Below are 20,146 nucleotides of genomic sequence, written 5' to 3' on the forward strand. Positions count from 1 at the left end.
CGTCGGGTTGTCGGAACCGGCTGTATCTACCCCGGGCATCCCGCTGATCACCTCGAAGCGTCTTTCCGGCCAGAAATTCCGGCGCCCGGAAATGGCCGGCGGGGGCGCCCGGATACGGCGCACGGCAGGCCGGACCGTATTCCGATCTTGATTTCGCCACCACGAATCCACGATCGGTTTGACGCAAACGACGCGCTGTCCCGATGATCCGCTCTTGACGCTGCCACCCCCACTGCCTCAGCTTTGCTCGGGTGTCTCCCACGTCCCCTATCGAAGGGTTTGCACGTGACCGATTACGGCACGACGGCCGCAGCTCCGGCCCCCCGGCCTGTGAAGGTCAACTCCTGGAACGGCTGGGACCCCCTGCGGCACGTCGTCGTCGGACGCGCCGACAACGCAGTCGTCCAGGCACCCGAGCCCGCGATCCGACGGGACTTCCCCGACGACGGCTTCCCGTTGGGCACCTACGGCCCGATGCCGGCCGAGATGACCGCCGAGGCCAACGAGCAGCTGGACAACTTCGCCGGGATGCTGCGCCGCCGCGGCATCCGCGTCGACCGGCCCGGCCCCGTCGACTTCGGCCAGCGGGTCTCCACACCGGACTGGGCCCAGGAGACCATGTCCGGCTGCATGCCACCACGCGATCTCCTGTTGACCGTCGGCAACGAGATCCTCGAAGCCACCATGTCGTACCGCAGCCGCTGGTTCGAATACCTCTGCTACCGGCCCCTGTTGCAGCGGATCTTCCAGGCCGACCCGCACATGCGCTGGGAGGCGGCCCCCAAGCCCCGGCTCACCGACGCCTCCTACAAGCCGGGCTTCTGGGATACCTACCCCACCCTCAGCACCGAGGAGCAGCTGGCCCGGGTGCGCGACTACGACCTCGTCCTGACCGAGGAGGAGCCGCTGTTCGACGCGGCCGACGTCGCGCGCTTCGGCAAGGACCTCTTCGTCCAGCTGTCGTTCGTCACCAACCGCAGCGGGTACCAGTGGCTCACCCGCCACTTCCCCGACCACCGGGTGCACGCGGTGACCTCCACCAACACCCATCCGCTGCACATCGACGCCACCTGGGTGCCGTTGCGGCCCGGGCTGGTGCTGCACTGCGGCGAGCGGCTCGCCGACGCCGAACTGATGGAGTTCTTCCGGCGCAACGACTGGGAGATCATCGAGGCGGTGCAGCCGGCCAGTTGGGACCATCCGCCGAAGCTGTCGTACTGCAGTCCGTGGCTGGCGGGCAACATGCTCAACCTCGACCGGAACACCCTGTGCATCGAGGAGAAGGAAGTGGCGCTGGCCGACCAGCTGTCCGGACACGGCTTCGAGATCGTGCCGGTGCCGTTCCGTGCGGTGGGCCCCTTCGGCGGCGGACTGCACTGCGCCACCGTCGACATCGAGCGGGAGGGGAAACTGGAGGACTACTTCCCGCACCGCTACGGACGGTACTGAGACCGGTGCCGGACCGGACTCCGCTCCGCCGGCCCACCGTCCGGGGCGTGATCTTCGACTTCTACGGCACCCTGGTGCGGATGGTGGAGCCGCTGCCGCCCAGCCACCGGTCGCTCTTCCTCCGCCGGGGCCTGGCCGACGCCGCCGCCCGGTGGGGCGACCAGTGGGCGGCCGGGCCCCGGGACGGCGAGGAGCACACCGCCCACTCCGGCAGCGAACAGGCGTACCACGCCTGGGAACTGGACCGGCTGCGGCGGCGGGCGCTGGCCTGCGGCGTGCCGGAAGCCGCAGCCGGAGAGCTGGCCGCCGACCTCGACCGGGCGACGAAGGAGCTGCGGCTGGCCCTCTTCACCGACGTTCCGGTGGCGCTGTCCGGGCTGCGCGAGCGGGGCCTGGTGGTGGCGGTGTGCTCCAACTGGTTCTGGGACCTGGACCGTGCCATCGACGGGGTCGGGCTGTCCGGCCTGGTGGACACCGCGGTCACCTCGGCCCGCGCCGGGGCCCGCAAACCGCATCCGCTCATCTACCGCACCGTGCTGGCGCGCTGCGGACTGCGCCCCGAACAGGCCCTGTTCGTCGGCGACATGTGGGAGGCGGATGTCGCGGGCCCGCTGGCGTTCGGGATGCGGGCGGCTCATCTGTGGCGCCCCGACCGGGCGGTGGAGGGGGTGGCCCCGCCGCTCCCGGACGGGGCCGTGCGGATCGCCTCGCTGGGCGCGCTCAGCAGTCTCCTGTAGTGCCCGGCGGGCCGGACAGCCGGTCCAGGAGGTTGCGGGTCACCCGGACGACCCCGGGGTCGAGTTCGCGGCCGCAGACCACCGGCCAGTCGGTGGTCCCGGCCGTGAACACCGTGCCGCCGGCGGTGTGGATCCCCATGGTGGCGGCGCGTGGGCCGGTGATCGTCGACTCACGCTCCGGACAGTTCCAGTGGCCCCATTTCAGGTGGTGAAAATCGTGGTGCACCGGATCGAGGAGGTAGATCCCCAGGATGAGAAAGGACCGCGGTGTGCCGTCCGCCCCGGTGGCGTACGCCACCCCGTCCGTGTCCCGGGCGAAGGCGGCACCGTCGCACTCGTAGCCGATCAGCGGGGTCCCGGCGCCCAGAGCGTCGGCGGTCCCGCCGTCGGAGCCGTCCCGCAGCCCGGTGCCCTCGTAGACCCAGTGGTCGGCGTGCTGTACCCGGTACCCGTCGCGCGGCCGGTCGCCGGGCCACTCCCCCGGCCACATCCCGCCGTTGCGGAAGCTGACCCCGGTCAGGGTGTTCTCGGGCTCGCCGACGCCGTCCGGCGGCGCCGGCCACCACAGGTCGGTCGCCGGACGGTGCGGGTACTCCTCCCCCACGTGGTGGTCGGTGTCGGAGACGAACGCGCTGTTCCCGTCCACCGGATGGACCCGCCACCAGCAGGTGTTGGCGCTGAGGAACGCCACATTCCCGCCGTCGCGGACGAACTCCGCGACCTGGGCGCGCATCGCCGCGCTCCAGTACTCGTCGTGCCCGACGCTGAGCAGCAGCCGGTAGGGCGCGAGCAGCCCGGGCTCCTCGTGCAGGTCGAGGTCCGTGCAGTACTCGACCTGGTAGCCGCTGCGCTCCAGCCAGGCGATGAACGGCGCGTCCCAGTAGGCCAGGTCGATGACGCCGCCGGGCCGGTGCAGACTGAGCCGGTGGCCGCGCGGCCGGCCGTGGCCGCCCTCCTGGTAGACCGGGTTGTCGTAGAGGCTGGCGGCCCGCCGGCCGTCCGGGCGGTCGGCGCGGTTGTAGGCGTGCCGGGTGTACGTCGATTTCTTGTAGAGGATGCGGGCGCCGGTCGCAGCAGGCCGCTGGGGCCGGACGACGAAGAACTCCCGGCCGAAGCCCTCGATTCCGGTGTCGTCCAGCAGGGGAACGTCCCTGGCCCGGCTTTCCGGACCCTCGACGAAATGGGCCAGATAGATGCCCGGCGGCCAGTCACCGGGAATGGCGTGACGGTACGTCGGCCAGTTCCAGTCCACGGCGGGCGAGGCGCGGTCCGGAGTGCCGTCCGGATGGGGCGGTGCGGCGGCCGAAATCCCTCGGTACGGCCCGGACTCCGCCAGGAAGGACAGGTGTCGCCCCAACCGGTAGAAGCGGACCCGGAATTCAGTGGAATCCGTCGACACATGAAATCTGAGACGCCGTCCGGCTCTCACACTCTCACGATCCAGATATCCCTCGATCATCCGCGTCATGCTAGGTGCGCCATCGAGGGCCGACAATGAAAATTCCAGCCAAGGGAGCCTGACAATGGACAGCACATTCCGGGTGCGCGAACTCGTCCTGGGTATCGAGGGACTGGCACTGCTCCGGCATGCGATGGACGCCGACGAGAGTTTCCTGAAGGCCCGGGTGGACGAGATCCGCGCGGTCGCCGCGGGCGAGGGCGTTCCGCTCCCGGATGGCGGGGCGGCGGTCAGCGAACTGGACGCCGCCGCCGGCTACGCCTCCTGGTCGGCCCGCTACGATTCGCTGCCGAGCTCGTTCATCGAGGTCGAGGAGCCGGTGGTGCACCGGCTCCTGGACCGCGGCCCGGTGGGCACCGCGCTGGACGCGGCCTGCGGCACCGGCCGCCAGACCGCCGCCCTGACGGCCCGCGGCTACCGCGTCATCGGTGTCGACCAGTCCCCGGAAATGCTGGCCCAAGCCCACCGCAAAGCCCCCGGTGCCGAATTCCGCCGCGGGCGGCTGGAAGACCTTCCGCTCGACGACGACAGTGTCGACCTGGCGGTCTGCTCACTCGCCATGACGCACTTACCGGATCTTTCCGCCGGTATCGCCGAACTGGCCCGGGTGATCCGCCCGGGCGGCCGGATCATCCTCTCCGATATGCACCCGTTCGTCGTCTCCCTCCAGGGCCAATGCATTTTCGTCCACGGCGACGACCGCCTGGCCTTCGTCCGCAATCACGTCCATCTGCCCGGCAGTTATCTCTCCGCATTCACCGCAGCCGGGCTGACGGTGCGGGAATGCCACGAACCGGTGTTCAACGGCCGCCTGGCGCCGGGAGGCTACGAGGAGGCCATTGCGGATGCCGCCCGTGCGGCCTGGGCGGACATTCCGCTGGTCATCGTCTGGACCGCCGAGAAGCCCACCGGACAGCCCGGGGTGAGTGCCGTATGACCCTCGCCTTCGTCCACCACTCCCGGCGCCCGGAACTCTGGAACCGGCTCACCGAGGAATTCGCCGGAGTCGTCCCCGAATACAACCTGCACGGCGACATCAACGCCGGTTTCTGGACGCGCCTGTTCACCGACTTCCCGGACCACCAGTTCCTCCTCCACGACACCGGGACGGACACCGTCCTCGGTGCCGGCCGCACCCTCCCCCGCACCTGGGACGGCACCCCCACCGGCCTCGGCACCGGCCTCGACGCGTCCATCGCAGCGGCGTTCCGCGACCACGACGCCGGGGCCGAGCCGGACGCCCTGTGCGCCCTGGGCATCGAGATCTCCCCCGCCCACCAGGGCCGCGGACACTCCACCCGCCTCCTGGCGCACATGGCCGCCATGGCCCGCTCCGCCGGGCTCTCCCATGTCATCGTCCCGGTCCGCCCCACCTGGAAGGACCGCTATCCGCTCGTCCCCATCGACCGCTACGCGGCCTGGACCCGCCCCGACGGTGCCCCCTTCGATCCGTGGCTGCGCACACAGGTCCGCCAGGGCGGCTGCATCGTCGCGTCGGTGGCGGAGTCCTCCCGCATCACCGGCACGGTCGCCGAATGGGAGGCGTGGACCGGCATGGCCTTCCCCGACGACGGCCGCTACGTCTTCCCCGGCGGGCTCGCCCCCCTCGACATCGACCACACCCAAGACCGGGGCGCCTACTGGGAACCCTGCGTATGGATCACCCACGACGTCCGGGAAGCCCCCCAGGCGCCGCCCTCGGCCCCTTAGTGCGCCACCCCGAGGCCCGCCGGCCCCAGCAGCAGTCCGCCGCACCGCACCGCGCTCTCCGCGTACCCCGTCATCAGCGCGGACTGCTCCGGGGTCACCCCCAGCCGGCGCTCGGGCGGCAGCCCCGCCGGGCCGACCGTGGACAGCGCGGCGGCCCGGACCCGGGCCCCGGCGGCGCCCGCAGGCCGCGGCGACGCCGACCGCGCCGCCGGCCGTCGCGCGGCGTCCACGGCCTGCCGCCCCAGCAACAGGCAGTGGATCCACAGCTCGTCCGCGAAGGCGGCCCCGAACAGCCGCCCCACCTCCGCCGCGGCGTCCTCGGGCCGGTACCGCCGTACTGCGTCCCACAGCCGCCCCTCCGTCAGGCCGGTGGGCGGCAGCGCCTCCGGCCACCGCAGATGGCGCCGCGGGTCGGCGTCCCGCTCGTGCCCGACCGGCCGCAGATACCCCTCCCCGTACCGCATGTACGGCAACCAGTCGAGCTCCTCCAGCACCCACCCGTGGTCGAGCAGCGGCCGCGCGTCGGCGGCACCCACGGGGCAGGCCGCCAGCCGGACGCCCTGCGCGGCATGCCCGTTGATACTGCTGGTCCCGATGTGCTCCACCACGTTCGGCACCGCCAGCAGACCCGACCGCCCCTGTGTGCGCAGGAACGCGGCCATCAGCTCGTCGTCATGACGCTCCGCGCTGTCCCGCGCGTACACCCGGAACGCATCCGCCGTCCGCACCGGCAGGCAGATGGCCAGCGTCGGCGCGAACTCCTCCGGTACGGCCCGCACCCACCCGGCCCCGGCCAGCGCCGCCAGGCGGGCCGCCGCGCCGTTCCGGGCGTGCCAGTTGGTGTAGAAGATCAGGGCCTCGTCCGGAAACCGCGCCACCGACCCCGTCACCAGCTCCAGCAGCTCCGCCGGGGCGGCCACATCGTCCTGGACGACCACATGGTGTCCGGCCGCCGCCGTCCGCGCCGCCCAGGCCACCAGCGCGGTCCGCAGCGCCGACGGCGGCCCGTCCGGATCCGGGTCCATCGCCAGTCCCCCGAGCCCCAGCCGAGCAGCAAGCGCCTCCGCCTGCTCCTTGCGCACCGGATGGGTCATCACGGCCGAACTGATCAAAGCTGCGGTCACCGGGCCACTCCTCACGTCGCACAGACGTCGCGGTCAGGGCGCCTCATCGTGGCAGACCCCCGCTCCGCGCCCGGCCGTCCCGGCGAACAGTGGCCGGTTCCGTTCCCCCACCGGCCCTGCGCACCCGCCGCATCGGCCGGCGGCCGAGGACCAAGCGACGGTCTTCGGCTCGAATTCGACCGGGGCTCTGCTCAGGGACGCTCTGACGGGGGGTCCCCGAAGTATGCGGAAGTACGCGCCGCCCGGCACATTCGACGCTGTCCTCAACGTGCCCGCTTCCTGCGGGTACTTCGAAGGGCCCTGCCGACAACGCGCGCGCTGCGCACCACCTGCGGACCAGGTGCGCGAGGCCCTTCCCGCGGCGACGGCCCGAAGAGGCGCGAAGGGCCAGTGGTAGATTCTCAACAAGCGTTTATTTTTGAGAACTCGGCCGTGAAACCCGCGGCGAGGCGCACTCCGTGGCGCCTGCACCGCTTCGTGGAGAGCGAGCATCATGCGCATCCTCATCACCGCACAGGCAATCTATTCGCACCTCGCCCCCCTGGTACTGCCAGTGGCGGAGCGAGCCCGTGAGGCGGGCCACGAGGTGGCTGTCGCCACGGGCGCCGAAGTGGTCCAGCACATAGAAGAGCGCGGACTCACCGCGTTGACGCTGCCCCATATGCAGTCGATGGGGGAGGCACTCCGGGGCGGCGCGTTCCCGCCCCCGCCGGGCATGGAGAAGGTCGGCTCCGTGACCGTTGAGCTGGCGCCGGAATTCTTCGCCGCGGCCTTCGTCGGGCACCTTTCCGCGGCCAGCGCCCCCGACCTCCTCGACGTGGCGAAGAGCTGGCAACCGGACCTGATCCTCCACGAGTCGACCGAGTACGGCGGCTATCTGGCGGCGGAAAGCCTCGGCATCCCCCACGGCGCCCTGGACATCGCGCCGATGGCGCCCTATGCCCACCCCGCCGTGACGGAGGAGCTCAACCGGCAGCGGGAGAAACTCGGCCTGGCACCGGTCACCGACGCCTGGCACCCGTTCCGCGCCTTCCGTGCCGGAGTCGTTCCGGAGGACTTCTACCCCGCGGACAGCCGGCTGCCCAGCGCCCGCTACTACCAGGTCCCCGCCCAGGCGGCACAGGGCGGCCTCGATCCGGAGATCGCCCAACTCACCACGGACCGGCCGCTCGTCCTCGCCACCCTCGGCTCGAACACTCCCCAGCTTCCCGGCGGCGCCCACGCTCTGCTGGAGACCATCATCGAGGCCCTCGGAGAGCTGCCGGTCACCGGTGTCGTGGCCCTGGGGGCCGACCGCGACCCGCGGCAGTGGGACGGACCACGCCGCGACAACGTCCATCTGACGTCGTTCGTCCAGCAGGAACTGCTGCTCCGCTCCAGCGACCTGTTCCTCACGCATGCCGGCTTCAACGGGACCCGGGAGGCGCTGGCAGCCGGAGTTCCCATGGTGGCCGTACCGCTCTTCGCGGAACAGTCCCACAATGCCGCCCGGCTCCAGCAGTTGGGCGTCGGGACCCGGATGAACGTCCAGGACGTCACACGCGATGCGCTGGCCTCGGCGCTGCGTAACGTCCTGGATGACCGCTCCTACCGGTCCCGCGCCCAAGGGCTGCAGCGCCGGTCCCACGCCCTGCCGGACCTCGGCCGGCTGGTGGAGGATGCAGCAGCGCTGGTCGTCTGAGCCGGAAGGCTCTCGCCGCACACCACCACGGTGACGGTTTTGCCGAACCGTTTCCGTCGCGCTCCGGCCGCTGGGACTCCACCGGCCGGAGCGCGGACGGTGAGGGCCGGCCCCGTGCACCGGCGCCGGCTCCTCGCCCGCGGAGCCATCCGGTCCGCTCTTCCCCGACGCGGTCCTGCGAAGCTTTCCGATCCGCCGTTTCCAAGGCCCCGGCACTGTCCGGAGATGCTTGTAGCATCAGGACCGGCACCGGAAAGGGGACCGACTTTGACCTGCGCCGATGCAGCGACGAATGCGCCCGGACAGGCCGCGCAGCGCACGTCCGGTTCAGGGGGCCCGGCCGAGGAGGCAGCCCTTCCGGAGCGCAAGGGCGAGCGCACACGCCGGCGCATCCTGGCGGCCGCACGGCGGAAGTTCGCGGAGGTCGGCTACGAGCGCGCGACCATCCGCGCCATTGCGACCGAAGCCGACGTGGACAAGTCCTCCGTGATCCAGTATTTCGGCAGCAAACAGGCCCTGTTCCGGGAGGCCGTCCACTGGCAGATCCCCCACGACGAACTCACCACCAGCGACCCCGGCCACACGGTGGAGAACCGCCTGCGCAGCATGCTGGGCGCCTGGGCGGCGGATCCGGACGGCCCCATGGCGGTGCTCCTGCGGACCAGCATGACGAGCGACGAAGCGGCAGAGCTGCTGCGCCGGCACATGACCTCCGAGGTCACCGATCACCTCGCTGCCACCATCGATGCCCCCGACGCACGACTGCGTGCCGCGTTGTTCAGCGCGATCATGATGGGCGTCGCCGCCCAGCGCTACCTGCTGCTCCTGCCCGACCTGGCCGAGGCGGACGTGGAGGACATCGTGCGGATCGCCACTCCCTTGCTCCGTAGCCTCATCGCCCCGGACGCGTGAGCCACCTCCCACCGTCAGCCCCACTGCCGCTTCCACCGTCAGCCCCCCTGCCGGCCCCACCGCCTGGCCTGCGACGAGGCCCACGACTGCGCATTCTTGCGGAGGGCTTGGGAGGTGGCGCGGGCGCTATCGCCTCCGGAGCAGGGTGATCCCGTCCTCCTCGGCGACCTGGACGTAGCCATGGGCACGGTAGAGGCGCAGCATGCGGTGGGTCCGGTCCACCGGGCAGGGGGTTTTGACGGTCGGGTCGTGACGGTCCGAGACCACCCAGCGCGGCGGATGTGCCGGGAGGGCGGTCGGCGCGGCGGGATCGGGGCCGGTGCCGAAGCAGACCAGGCTGACGGTGGTGCGTCCGGTCAGCATCGGTGCCAGGCGGTTCGAGGAGGCAACGGTGTCCCCGTCGGGTATGCGCAGCAACAACCGCTCCGCCGTACGGACATGCGCCGGGGTCCGCCAGGCCGAGGGCAGGACCAGGTCGTGGAGCGGATAGACCGCGGCCGTGACGGCCGTGAAGACCGCGGAAAAGGCGAGGACCTTACGGCGTCTGCGGGCCGGCACGATATCCGGCCGCCGGTGGAGCACATCGATGAGGCCGGCGAAGACGAGCGGCATCAGGATCGCGCTGTAGTGAAAATTCGGCTGCCAGTAGTGCTCGTTGCCGGCCAGCAGCCGCCACGCCAGCGTGGGTAGGCACAGCAGCGTCAGCGGGGACCGCAGGCCGAAGAATGCGGTGGGGGCGGCGAGCATGAACAACAGCAGCCATTTCATCGGCGGCCAGAGCAGGTGCAGTCCGGCGGACGCAAGACCGGCAAGGCTGCCCGACGAGGAGGCCTCACCCGGCATCTGGTGCCAGTAGTCGAAGCCGCCGCGGGGATTCATGGCAGGCAGAAGTACGAGAATCTCCACGGCGGTGCCCGCCACGCCGAGGAAGGCCACGGCAACGCCGAGCAGGACGGGGAAGCGCCGTCGCTCCGCGGGTTGGTGAGCCCGGTCCCCGGGATGGTCACGCCGGTCCTCGGGCTGCTGACTCCGGCCCCCGGGCTGCTGACTCCGGCCCCCGGAATGGTGGCGCCGCTCGCGCAGCCCCTGCCATGCGATATAGCCGCCGATGGCGGCGAGCGTGAGCCCGAGGTCCTCTTTCACCAGAAGCAGCGGGAGCGCCCGTGCTGCCGCCGCCCCCCAGCGACGCTGCCCGAGGGCGGTCACGCTGAATGCGAGAAGCGGAACCGCGAAGCATATTTCGTGGAAGTCCTTGGCGACTCCCGCGACGAGGCCCCAGGAGGCGCCCAGTCCGCAGCCCACCACCAGGCCGGTGACCGGTCCGACAGCCCGGTGTGCCCAGTGGGTGAGCGGAAAGCAGGCGAGTGCCATCAGTGCGGCCTGCACCACGAGCAGCGTCACGGCGCTGGGGAAGAGCCGGTAAAGGGGGGCCATGAGCGCCAGGATGGGGTGGAAGTGGTCTCCGAGGAGATTGAACCCCGGTCCCTTGAGTTCCACGACCGGAGCCCGGCCGTGCGCATAGGCACGCATCGCCTGCTCGAATATCCCCAGGTCGTAGCCGGCATTGAGCATGCGCTCGTTCCGCAGCACCGACACCAGGGTGTACAGCGCAAAAAATGCCGCGGTTACGGTCCCCCCCATGGCCCGTGGGCCTGGTAGGCGTCGACCGAACGCGGCACCGGCATCCGAGATGTGGCGGCCCGAGGGTATGCGGTAGAACCACGTTCCCCTGGTCCGTGCCGACCGCTCCGAAGGTTCCGATCGCTCCGAAAGTTCCGACCGCTCCGACGGCTCCGCCGTTTCCACCCTCGCACCCACCGTCATCGACTCGGCAATAGGAACACGATGTACTGCCCCGGCGGAGAGACGCAGTGGGCCGGGCAGGCAGGCCCACCGGCGGGGGCGATTCACTCCCGTCCCGGTATGTCCGGACGCCGGTACGGCCGCGGGAAACGCATCCCGCGTGAGTGTAACGCCGGTCCTGCAAGGAGACTTCGCGCCGGTGCGGGGCGCGCGGTCGGCGTCGGGCGGGGTGATGTGGCGTCAGCGGGCCAGGCGGCCCAGGAGCGAGGAAGCCGCGGCGATGCCCGCTGCGGCGGCGGCCACCAGGACGGTGTAGTCCAGAGCCAGATGGGCGTGGGTGCCCAGGAGGAGTCCGCGGAGGGCATCGACCTGGTAGCTCAGGGGGTTGATCCTGCTGACCGTCTGGAGCCAGCCGGGCATGATCGCCACCGGGTAGAGGGCGTTGGAGGCGAAGAACAGCGGCATGGTGATGGCCTGGCCGATACCCATCAGGCGGTCGCGGGTGAGCACGATCCCGGCGATCGTCATGGACAGGCAGGAGAAGAAGGCCGAGCCGAGGATCACCGCGACGCCGACCGCCAGGAGCCGTAGGGGGTTCCAGGTCATGGCCACACCGAGCAGTGCGGCGATGACGATCACCACGACGGCCTGGATCAGCGCCTTCACCCCGGCGGCGAACGCCTTTCCGGCGATCAGGGCGGCGCGTGGGGTCGGTGTGACCAGCAGCTTGGTGAGGATGCCGGCATCCCGCTCCCAGATGATCATGATGCCGTAGAAGATCGCGATGAACATGGCCGACTGGGCGATGATGCCGGGCGCCAAATAGTCGATGTACGGGGTGCCGCCGGTCGGGATGGCCTTGATACGGGTGAAGGTCTCGCCGAAGACCAGGAGCCACAGGGCGGGCTGGACGGCGCGGGTGTAGAGCTCCGTCCGGTCGTGGCGCAGCTTTTGCAGCTCGACCACACACATCGCGACGACTCTGGCGGGCAGCACCTGCCAGCCGGCGCGGGCACGCGGCGGTACCAGCAGCAGGTCCAGGCCCCCGGGGCCGGTGGCCGGTTCAGCCGACTCGGTGTGCGGTGCGGCGGGTGCTTCGGACATCGCGGAAGTCTCCTGACTGCTCGTCGAGGCCGCTGCCGGCGACGTCCCGGAAGACGTCCTCCAGCGTCGGCACGGCATCGGACGAGCCCGAGGGGGCCGACGAGGGCGAGGAGGAGGACGAGTCCCATGAGGCGGCACCGGCTGGTGCGGGAGTGGCCGAGGGGCCCGGTGCCGCGCGGGCGGTGGTCGAGGCCGCGGCCGCGCGGCGGCGGGCGCGCAGGGCGGACCGGAGCTCGTCGGGGGTGCCGAGGGCGCGGATCCGGCCGCGGTGCATCAGGGCGAGGCGGTCGCAGTACTGGTCGGCCTCGTCCATGTAGTGCGTGGTCACCAGGACGGTCATGCCGGTGGCGGCCCGTACGGCGTTGATGTGCTCCCAGACGCTGGTGCGGGCGATCGGGTCGAGGCCGATCGTCGGCTCGTCGAGCATCAGCAGACGGGGCGCACTGACCAGTGCCTGGGCGAGTTCGAGGCGGCGGATCATGCCGCCGGAGTAGGTCTTGGCGAGCCGGCCGGCCGCGTCGGTGAGACCGACGGCCTCCAGTGCCTGGGTGACGCGTGCGGCGCGCTCACGGCGTGGGACGTCGAAGACCCGGGCGAACAGCGCGACGTTCTCGCGGCCGGTCAGCCCGGCATCCGCGGACAGCTGCTGCGGTACGTATCCCAGCAGCCGGCGCACCGCCATCCGCTCCTTCGCCGCGTCGTGCCCGAACACCCGCACCATGCCGGAGGGGACGGGCAGGAGGGTGGTGATACAGCGGATCGCGGTGGTCTTGCCCGCGCCGTTGGGGCCGAGCAGGCCGAAGACCTCGCCGGGGCGGACGGAGAGGTCGACGCCGTCCACGGCCTTGGTCTCACCGAAGGCGTAGCGCAGGGCCCGGCAGGTCACGGCGTCGGGGGCGCTCTCGTCCGGGTCGGGGGTGGCCGCATGTCGGCCGGGGGCGGCCCCGTGTGGGCCGGGCTCGGTCGCATGCGGGCCGGGTGCTGCCGGATGCGGGCCGGGCGCCGCCGGATGCGGTCTCGGGGCCTGTGGTGCGTGGGGCTCGCCGGACGGCCCGGCGGGGCCGGACGTCCGCCCCGGCCTTTCTTCGTCGTCGCAGGTCATCTGCGCTCCGCCTCCTCGTGCAGGTGGTGGGCGAGCCTGCGCAGGGCAGGACGGGCCGCCGGCGGCGGATCAGCCGCTGGACACCGGCCGGCGCGTCGGCCGACGGGTCGGGGAACTCCCCTGCAGCCATGCTCCGGATTTTAGCTCTGCGGGCAGGCAGTGGCCCGGACGCGCGCGGGGCGGGCATCGAACGGCCCAGCCGGGAGCCGGGCCGGTCCGCGCCGGTCCGCGCCGGGCCGCGCCGTGCCGTACGCACGGGGAACCTCCTCCGGTACGGCCCGGCTCAGCCGGCTGCGGGTGGCGGTGGCGGGGCCGGCGCCCCCGCCGGCGGCGCGATCTTCGCATGAACCGGGGCCGGGACCGGGGCAGGGAGCGGGGCAGGGACCGGCGTCGAGGCCGTGCCGGATGCCACGGGTACCGCGGGTGCCGTTGGTGCCGCAGGTGCCGCGCCCGGCAGGAAGGCATCGCGGCGGGCGCCCGGGTCCCAGCCGGTGTCCACGACACGCTTCTGGAAGAGGATCGCCGCGCCCAGGAGTACGGCGCCCAGGGCCAGCATCACGATGATGCCGCCGGTGGCGCCCGCCTTGGCGGCGTTGCCGATCAGGGTGCCGAACCACCCGAAGTCGGCATCGCCGAACGTGGTGTTCTCCTTGCCGAACGCACCGAGCACCTTGAGCAGCAGCGCGGGCAGGAACGTGATCAGCACACCGTTCAGGAAGGCGCCCACGACCGCACCGCGCCGGCCGCCGGTGGCATTGCCGTAGACACCGGCCGCACCCCCGGTGAAGAAGTGCGGTACGAGCCCCGGCAGGACCAGCGCGAGACCGAGCACCGGATGCCCCACCCAGGTCAGCAGAGCGAGGCTGACCAGGCCGCCGACGAAGCTGGCGAGAAAGCCGATGAGCACCGCATTCTGCCCGTACGGGAAGACGATCGGGGCGTCGAGGGACGGCACTGCGCCCGGCACCAGCTTGCCCGCGATGCCCTGGAACGCCGGGACCAGTTCGCCCAGGATCGTACGAACACCGAAGAGGATCACCGCGACCGCGATCCCGAACTGCAGACCCTGCATGACGGACTGCATCACGTAGTTCCCGAGGTCACCGGCCGCGCTGCCGCCGTCGGCCGCGAATGCCTTGAACGCCGTCGCCCGGCCCGCCCGGGCCAGATAGACCAGCGCCATGATGACGTAGATCAGCACCATGGACAGCGCCGTGGCGACCATCGAGTCCCGCAGAAAGCGCAGGCCCTCGGGCAGCTTCATGTCCTCCGTGCTGCGGCTGCGCTTGCCGACGAGTTGTCCGGCGGCGCCCGCGACTATGTAACCGGCGGTGCCGAAGTGGCCGATGGCGATGTTGTTGTTACCGGTGATGCGCTTGGTCCAGGGGTGCGCGAAGGCCGGCATCGCGACCAGCAGAATGCCCAGCAGCAGTCCGCCGACGACCACCACGCTCACCGAGGACCGGCCGGACGTGGCCAGGACCATGGTCAGCAGGGTGGCCATGAAGAGCATGTGATGGCCGGTCAGGAACACGTACCGCAGTGGGGTGAAGCGAGCCAGCATCAGGGCGACCGCAAAGCCGAGGATCATCAGCCAGGTGACGCGGGCGCCGAACTGTGCCTGGGCGATGCCGACGATCGCCTCGTTGGTCGGGATCACGCCGTGTGCCCCGGTCGCGCCCTGGATCATGCCGCCCAGCGGGGCCAGGGAGCTGACCACCAGCCCCGCCCCGGCGCCGATCAGCAGAAAGCCGAGTGTCGCCTTGATGGCACCGCCGACCACCTGACCTGCGGTCTTCTTCAACGCGATCAGACCGGCCGCCGTGATCAGGCCGATCAGATACGCGGGTTGGCTGAGGATCTCGTTCACGAGAAACGTGGCGAGGGATATGAGCCAGTCCATGGTGGCGGTCCGTCCTCCCGGCTTCTGTCGATGGGGCGTCGTGTGTCAGGGACGGCTTCCGGCGGTCGTTCCCGGACGCCGTGCTCCATTGCCGTGGTCAGTTGCCGTACTCAACTTCGTGCTCAACTGCCGTGGTCAGTCGCAGTGGTCAGTTGCCGTGGTCAGTTGCCGTACTCACACGTCATACGTGTCGCGGAGCGTGCGGTCGACCTCCGGACCGCTGGTGAAGTCCTCGACGACCTTCACCGGTACGCCGACCTCGCCCAGCGTCCTGGCAATCTCCCGGGAGGTGAGGATTGCGACGGCCTCGGACGCCTTGCCCTTGGCCGAGATGGTGTCGGTCGCCTCCACCGTCACATGGCGGGACCAGCCCCAGCGGTCGAGCACCTGCTCCAGCGTGTTCTTCAGGAACAGGCTGGTGCCCACGCCATTGCCGCACACGGTAAGGATCTTGTGTACCGCCCGCGGGGCTCCGGCCTGCTCGCGTACGGCTACCTCGTGCACAGACTGCTCGCGTACGGCCTCCCCGGACACGGGCTGCACGTCCACGGACTGCACGTCCACGGACTCCTCGTGCACGGCCCCCTCGCCCTGCGGCCGGTCATCGCGCTCGCCCTCCGGCCCGGCCAGCACCGCATGCAGCGCGTCCGGACCGGCCGCCTCCTGCAGAGCCTGTGCCGTCGCCGGGTCGGCCAGCAACTGCGCGAGTGCGGCCATCGCCGCCGTATGCGCCCCGGAGTCCTCGGCGGCGAGTCCCACGACCAGATGCACCGGGTCATTCGACTCATGCCCGAACTCCACCGGTTGCGCCAGGCGGACCCAGGACATCCCGGTCCGGAGCACGGCGGGCGAGGGACGGGCGTGGGCGAACGCGAAGCCCGGTGCAATGACGAGGTACGGCCCGTTCTCCTCGACATTGCGGATCATCTCCGCGGTGTAGGCCTCGGTGGTGGCACCCGTCTCCACCAGCAGCCCACCCGCCGTACGTATCGCTTCCCGCCAGTCCGCCACCCGCACATCGAGGCGTACGGCCGCCCGGGGGAGAAGATCATTCAGCGCTGCCATGGCAGGGGACTCTACATACGCCCAGGTGACCGCGCACGGGTGCGGAAGCAGGAATTCCGAGGGATTTCCCCGGAACTGCCGCCCCGGCAAGCGGCCTTGACAGTCACTTGTGGGCGGAGAAGCCTGTTCTTTCGACAGTTGCCGGATGTCGGGGGATACCGGGGACATCGGGGGAATCAGGGGAATCGGGGGGCTCATCATGAGGTACACCTCTGCGCACACGACGAACGAGACAGCGGCGGACACGGGCGGACCACCGGCGCACGGCAGGAGCCGGACCGCCACCACCCCGCGCCCGACGCAGCCGGCTCGGAGGCCGCGCCTCAAGAGCCGGGCCGCCGTTCTGGGCGCGGCAGCACTCGCTCTCTCGCTGCCGCTTACGGCCTGTTCCTCTTCCTCGGACGGGGACGGCAATGGTCCGGCGGGCGGCCCCAGCAGCCCGGCGGCCGGTTCGACGTACTCCCCCGGCCCGACACCGGCCGTCGCCCCAGCCACCTATCGCCACGCGCTGACCGAAGCTCTCGGGCCGCTCGACGGCGCACTGCGCGCGATCGACGGTGCGCACGACGGCGGGCCGCTGAACAGGGCACTGGACGCAGCAGCAGCCAAGGCGGACAACGCCGCCGGTGCCCTGCAATCAACCGCCACGCCGGACAACGCCCTTACCGGGAACAGTCAACTCACCTCCGCCCTACGGGCGTTGGCGCAGGACCTACGGAGCGCCCGTGGCAGCGGCGGCCGCTGTGCCACCTCACCACGCGTCGCACTCGGCACGGCCCGGAGCCCGCAGAGCGTCCAGCAGGCCGGGCGCGCGCTCACCGCACTCGGCTACGACGCCACACTGCGTCTGCCGCGTACGGAGCGGGCCCGGCACCGACGGCTCACGAACGGTGCCTTCGTCCGCGACGGCAGCCGGAGCGGTCTGGGACGGCTGACCGTCAAGAACGGCACCGGCACCGATGCGGTGGTGACACTGACCCGCGGCACCCGGACGGCGTTCTCCGTGTATGTGCGCAGGGGCTCCGAGGCGACCGTACGCAATGTCAACAGCGGTTCGTACACGGTGTACTTCACCACCGGCGAGGACTGGAACGGCCCGAAGAGCTCCTTCAGCCGCGAGTGCCGCTTCGAGAAGTTCGACGACAGGGCGACCTTCCGGACGGTGCGAGTGACGGGCGGAACGCAGTACACAGTGCTGACATTCACCCTGAACAAGGTGATCGGCGGAAATGCCGCCACGAGTGCCGTACCGCCGGGAGAGTTCCCGTCGTAGCCGTGGCCGAGGCGCCGTGACCGAGGAGCCGTGACCCAAGAGCGGCGCCCCGGGAGGGGAGGCCTGGGAGAGGAGGACCCGGGAGGAAAGACCCGGGAGGGGTGACCGGGAAGAGGAGCGCCACAGTGGCTGGGTAGGGTGCGCCGTGTGGGCGACAGTACGTGGTGGACTCTGGCGATCGCGGCGGTCACCGGCGGCACGGCGGTGCTTGCCAGTTGGGTCACCAGCCGCGGCAGCGCCCAGGCCGCAAGGATTCAGGGCGAGATCTCCGCACGCTCACAGCGCGCCGAGCGGCTGCGGGAGAGCCGGCGCACCGCCTACCTGGATCTGATCGAACAGACCCACCGGATGGGTGAGTTGTTCTGGGAGATCTCCGCGACGCTGCGGCTGCCGGGCTCCGATGCCCGTACCGCCGCACTCGGCGAGCTGCGGGACCGCGAGGTCGCCGAGTACGCGAAGATCCGTCGCTGCGCCCGTGTCGTCGAGCTGGAAGGCCCGCCCTCGGCCGCCGCGGCGGCGCTCGCCCTCCAGAAGGCGACGGGCCCCTTCTACACGGCCCTCACGGGCGACCCGTCCGGCGACGCCGGTGGCCGCGACGCCTTCGATGCCGCCTACCGCCCCTTCTGGGCGGCACTGGAGGACTTCGTGGAGGCGGCGCGCAAGGCCCACCAAACGGACTGAGGCCGCCGCCCGAGCGGACTCCCGGGACGACACGGCCGAACCACCAGGGCCTCGCGCACCTTTCCTCGTCAACGGCTACGGCTCGCCGACACCGTCGCCGACACCGAAGCCGTCATCGCCATCGCCATCGCCATTGTCATCGTCGTACGGCGCGAGGGCGAGCAGGGCGACGTCGTCATGGAGGACACGGGTGTGGTGGGGCAGGTCGGTGTTGAGGAAGTTGATGACGTCGTCGGGCCCCGGGGCGGGTCCGCCGGTGAAGCGATGACGGAGGCGGTCGAGGAGCGGGTAGAAGGCGCCGGTGTGGTCGCGGGCCTCGATCAGGCCGTCGGTGCAGAGGAGCAGAACGTCGCCCCGGTCGAAGCGGTGGGTATAGGCGACGGGATCCTCACCGGCCAGGGCGCCCAGGCCGAGCGGGAGGGCGGGCGGCCCGGTAAGGGCCGTCACCTCGCCGCGTGAGATCAGGACCGGCTCGATATGCCCCTGGTTGACGATCGTGACGCGGTGGGCCGGGGCGTCGTATTCGACCAGGACGGCGGTGACGAACAGTTCGTCGTCGGGGAGCTCTTCGGCCTCGCGGACCAGGCGCCGTTCCATACGGGCGGCGACGGCGGGCAGGTCACCGGGGTCGTAGACCGCCTCGCGAAAGCTGCCGAGGATATCGGCGACCGTACGGACGGCCTGGAGTCCCTTGCCCCGTACGTCGCCGATGATGGCGCGCTCTCCGGACTCGGTGGCGCGGATGTCGTAGAGGTCGCCGCCGACCATGGTGCCGACCTCGCCGGAGCGGTAGAGACCGGCCGCGAGGACCTGTCCGACCCGGTGCGGCACCGGCCGCAGAAGGGTACGCATCAGGGCCTGGGCCACCGAGTTGCTGCGCACCAGGTGCCGCTCCTGGCGCCGGCGGTGGGCCGCCAGCGCCACACCGAGGATCCCGACCAGACCGGTGGCGATATAGGCGGCGACGTGGTGGCTCTCCCACAACTCGTGGAGGTTGTGGCCGGTGCAGCACGGGGTGCCGGCCACAATCCCTTCCAGCGCGACCCCCACGACCGTGAACGCCGCGACACCGACCGGACCGAGGGCGTACGCGGCGACCACCAGCAGCGCGATGAGCAGGAAGCTCACCGCCCAGGGCGTGGGGGCGAGGCTTTCCAGCAGCATCACGAACGCGACATAGGCGGCCGGAAGCCAGCGCATCCAGGTGGGAGGACGGGGCACCGCGAGGCCGCTGTGGTCGACGATTTCCACGAGGTTTCCGGCCCGGCGACGGCGGCCCGACAGGAGGCCACGACCGGTCCGCGCAATGATCCGCTCTCCCCACCTGTCCACACGGACTCCTGACGCGGCCCTGATCAAGAAAGCACAGCCTGACGCGGCCAGACAGCCCCAACGGGCCATTACGCCGTCAGCGGCATGTCACCTCCCGTCAGGCCGGCGACTGCCCGGCTGCACAGTTGCCCGGTCGCACCGCTGCCCAGCTGCCCAGCTGCCCACGGTGAGTGATTGAGGTGCAGGGCTCGGCTGGGGTAATGGCCGGTCGGGATGAAGATCGCGCCTTCGACCTGAACTCCGCGTTCGGCGACCGGGGGAGTCCGCGCCGTGGTCGCCGCCCGGGGCGGCAAAGGCGCCTACCGCATCGTCGACGTCCCGGATACCGGCACACTGCGACGCGATCCGAAGATCGTCGTCGGATGGACGGCACCGCGTCCGGCGTCCTGGTCGGCGGCAACCTCGACGCGATCCGTACCGAGGCCGGAGCCGGCCTGCCGCGCCTGGAGGGGGCGATCCTCTTTCTCGCACACCGGAAAGGCACCGGGTTGGGGCAAGTCGACCGCGCGCTGACCCCGGTGACCCGCATCGGAGCCCTGGACGGGCTGCGCCGTGTTGCGCTCGGCCAGTTCCTCGGCTCCTCGGCTTCGGCCAGCATGCGGATGATCCGGCGCCGGGAGGATGGGGCATCGCCGACGTCCTGCGCGACCGGCTGACCCGCCCGGGAGTCCTGCATCGCGGGCTACCTGTTCCTGATGCAGTTCGGCGACGGCCGAGGCACACCGTCGCACCGGTGTGCCCAGCCGTGACCAGCACGACAGCCGTGACCATCGTGGCAGCTGCGACAGCCGTGACCGCCGCGTCAGCTACG

The 20,146-nt window shown here is 71.1% G+C and carries 17 protein-coding genes and 1 pseudogene; 10 read left to right on the top strand and 8 right to left on the bottom strand.

Annotated elements, in window-relative coordinates:
* Positions 1-285: 285 nt before the first annotated feature.
* A complete protein-coding gene (locus ACF088_RS28865; RefSeq protein ID WP_392378781.1) occupies positions 286-1,449 on the top strand; it encodes a serine/threonine protein kinase in 1,164 nt (387 codons plus the stop codon).
* A gap of 47 nt (positions 1,450-1,496) precedes the next feature.
* Positions 1,497-2,186 (top strand): HAD family hydrolase, encoded by a 690-nt coding sequence (locus tag ACF088_RS28870; RefSeq protein WP_392378782.1) that lies wholly within the window; start codon positions 1,497-1,499, stop codon positions 2,184-2,186.
* On the opposite strand, the gene ACF088_RS28875 is transcribed toward ACF088_RS28870, so the two are convergent.
* Complete coding sequence (locus tag ACF088_RS28875; protein WP_392378783.1) at positions 2,170-3,585, bottom strand: N,N-dimethylformamidase beta subunit family domain-containing protein; 1,416 nt, start codon at positions 3,583-3,585, stop codon at positions 2,170-2,172. The genes ACF088_RS28870 and ACF088_RS28875 overlap by 17 nt on opposite strands.
* A 124-nt stretch (positions 3,586-3,709) precedes the next feature.
* Here ACF088_RS28875 and ACF088_RS28880 point away from each other — a divergent pair, with 124 nt between their 5' ends.
* Together ACF088_RS28880 and ACF088_RS28885 are read left to right on the top strand one after the other, a co-directional pair.
* Entirely contained in the window at positions 3,710-4,582 is an 873-nt protein-coding gene (locus tag ACF088_RS28880; RefSeq protein WP_392378784.1) for a class I SAM-dependent methyltransferase, read from the top strand.
* Positions 4,579-5,355 (top strand): GNAT family N-acetyltransferase, encoded by a 777-nt coding sequence (locus tag ACF088_RS28885; RefSeq protein ID WP_392378785.1) that lies wholly within the window; start codon positions 4,579-4,581, stop codon positions 5,353-5,355. Before ACF088_RS28880 ends, ACF088_RS28885 begins: the two co-directional genes overlap by 4 nt.
* Here the strand turns inward: ACF088_RS28885 and ACF088_RS28890 are convergent.
* Complete coding sequence (locus ACF088_RS28890) at positions 5,352-6,479, bottom strand: hypothetical protein (RefSeq protein WP_392378786.1); 1,128 nt, start codon at positions 6,477-6,479, stop codon at positions 5,352-5,354. The genes ACF088_RS28885 and ACF088_RS28890 overlap by 4 nt on opposite strands.
* A 493-nt stretch (positions 6,480-6,972) precedes the next feature.
* Between ACF088_RS28890 and ACF088_RS28895 the strand changes: the two genes are divergently transcribed.
* Both ACF088_RS28895 and ACF088_RS28900 read left to right on the top strand, forming a co-directional pair.
* Positions 6,973-8,160 (top strand): glycosyltransferase, encoded by a 1,188-nt coding sequence (locus tag ACF088_RS28895; protein ID WP_392378787.1) that lies wholly within the window; start codon positions 6,973-6,975, stop codon positions 8,158-8,160.
* Between the two features lie 267 nt (positions 8,161-8,427).
* On the top strand, positions 8,428-9,072 hold the full coding sequence (locus ACF088_RS28900; protein WP_392378788.1) for a TetR family transcriptional regulator: 645 nt from the start codon (positions 8,428-8,430) through the stop codon (positions 9,070-9,072).
* A 126-nt stretch (positions 9,073-9,198) separates the two neighbouring features.
* Here the strand turns inward: ACF088_RS28900 and ACF088_RS28905 are convergent, their stop codons facing one another.
* The 5 genes from ACF088_RS28905 to ACF088_RS28925 form a co-directional block, all read right to left on the bottom strand.
* The gene (locus ACF088_RS28905) at positions 9,199-10,713 is read right to left on the bottom strand and encodes a DUF2079 domain-containing protein (protein WP_392378789.1); all 1,515 of its coding nucleotides are present in this window, start codon (positions 10,711-10,713) and stop codon (positions 9,199-9,201) included.
* Between the two features lie 402 nt (positions 10,714-11,115).
* Positions 11,116-11,979 carry an ABC transporter permease gene (locus tag ACF088_RS28910; RefSeq protein ID WP_392378790.1) on the bottom strand — a complete coding sequence of 288 codons (864 nt, stop codon included), beginning with the start codon at positions 11,977-11,979 and terminating at the stop codon, positions 11,116-11,118.
* Positions 11,939-13,081, bottom strand: coding sequence for an ATP-binding cassette domain-containing protein (locus ACF088_RS28915; protein WP_392378791.1), 1,143 nt, complete (start codon positions 13,079-13,081; stop codon positions 11,939-11,941). Before ACF088_RS28915 ends, ACF088_RS28910 begins: the two co-directional genes overlap by 41 nt.
* A gap of 283 nt (positions 13,082-13,364) precedes the next feature.
* The gene (locus tag ACF088_RS28920) at positions 13,365-14,984 is read right to left on the bottom strand and encodes a PTS ascorbate transporter subunit IIC (protein ID WP_392378792.1); all 1,620 of its coding nucleotides are present in this window, start codon (positions 14,982-14,984) and stop codon (positions 13,365-13,367) included.
* Positions 14,985-15,158: 174 nt separating this feature from the next.
* Complete coding sequence (locus tag ACF088_RS28925; RefSeq protein ID WP_392378793.1) at positions 15,159-16,049, bottom strand: PTS sugar transporter subunit IIA; 891 nt, start codon at positions 16,047-16,049, stop codon at positions 15,159-15,161.
* A 199-nt stretch (positions 16,050-16,248) separates the two neighbouring features.
* Here ACF088_RS28925 and ACF088_RS28930 point away from each other — a divergent pair, with 199 nt between their 5' ends.
* Together ACF088_RS28930 and ACF088_RS28935 are read left to right on the top strand one after the other, a co-directional pair.
* Positions 16,249-17,322 carry a hypothetical protein gene (locus ACF088_RS28930; protein ID WP_392378794.1) on the top strand — a complete coding sequence of 358 codons (1,074 nt, stop codon included), beginning with the start codon at positions 16,249-16,251 and terminating at the stop codon, positions 17,320-17,322.
* Between the two features lie 147 nt (positions 17,323-17,469).
* Positions 17,470-18,003, top strand: a complete 534-nt coding sequence (locus ACF088_RS28935; protein ID WP_392378795.1) for a hypothetical protein — start codon at positions 17,470-17,472, stop codon at positions 18,001-18,003.
* Positions 18,004-18,078: 75 nt separating this feature from the next.
* On the opposite strand, the gene ACF088_RS28940 is transcribed toward ACF088_RS28935, so the two are convergent.
* Positions 18,079-19,335, bottom strand: coding sequence for a PP2C family protein-serine/threonine phosphatase (locus ACF088_RS28940; RefSeq protein ID WP_392378796.1), 1,257 nt, complete (start codon positions 19,333-19,335; stop codon positions 18,079-18,081).
* A 270-nt stretch (positions 19,336-19,605) separates the two neighbouring features.
* Between ACF088_RS28940 and ACF088_RS28945 the strand changes: the two are divergent.
* A pseudogene (locus ACF088_RS28945) lies at positions 19,606-19,650 on the top strand (hypothetical protein); the annotation flags it as partial.
* A gap of 47 nt (positions 19,651-19,697) precedes the next feature.
* A complete protein-coding gene (locus ACF088_RS28950; RefSeq protein WP_392378797.1) occupies positions 19,698-19,991 on the top strand; it encodes a hypothetical protein in 294 nt (97 codons plus the stop codon).
* The last annotated feature ends 155 nt before the right edge of the window (positions 19,992-20,146 follow it).

Source organism: Streptomyces sp. NPDC015125 (genome assembly GCF_043080045.1).
Classification (GTDB): Bacteria; Actinomycetota; Actinomycetes; order Streptomycetales; family Streptomycetaceae; genus Streptomyces.

Excerpts from the sequence above, each read along its gene's own strand:
- ACF088_RS28880 (WP_392378784.1), top strand. The coding sequence starts at position 3,710 with ATGGACAGCACATTCCGGGTGCGCGAACTCGTCCTGGGTATCGAGGGA.
- ACF088_RS28885 (WP_392378785.1), top strand. The coding sequence starts at position 4,579 with ATGACCCTCGCCTTCGTCCACCACTCCCGGCGCCCGGAACTCTGGAAC.
- ACF088_RS28895 (WP_392378787.1), top strand. The coding sequence starts at position 6,973 with ATGCGCATCCTCATCACCGCACAGGCAATCTATTCGCACCTCGCCCCC.
- ACF088_RS28905 (WP_392378789.1), bottom strand. The coding sequence starts at position 10,713 with ATGGGGGGGACCGTAACCGCGGCATTTTTTGCGCTGTACACCCTGGTG.
- ACF088_RS28910 (WP_392378790.1), bottom strand. The coding sequence starts at position 11,979 with ATGTCCGAAGCACCCGCCGCACCGCACACCGAGTCGGCTGAACCGGCC.
- ACF088_RS28915 (WP_392378791.1), bottom strand. The coding sequence starts at position 13,081 with ATGACCTGCGACGACGAAGAAAGGCCGGGGCGGACGTCCGGCCCCGCC.
- ACF088_RS28920 (WP_392378792.1), bottom strand. The coding sequence starts at position 14,984 with ATGGACTGGCTCATATCCCTCGCCACGTTTCTCGTGAACGAGATCCTC.
- ACF088_RS28925 (WP_392378793.1), bottom strand. The coding sequence starts at position 16,049 with ATGGCAGCGCTGAATGATCTTCTCCCCCGGGCGGCCGTACGCCTCGAT.
- ACF088_RS28930 (WP_392378794.1), top strand. The coding sequence starts at position 16,249 with ATGAGGTACACCTCTGCGCACACGACGAACGAGACAGCGGCGGACACG.
- ACF088_RS28950 (WP_392378797.1), top strand. The coding sequence starts at position 19,698 with ATGGACGGCACCGCGTCCGGCGTCCTGGTCGGCGGCAACCTCGACGCG.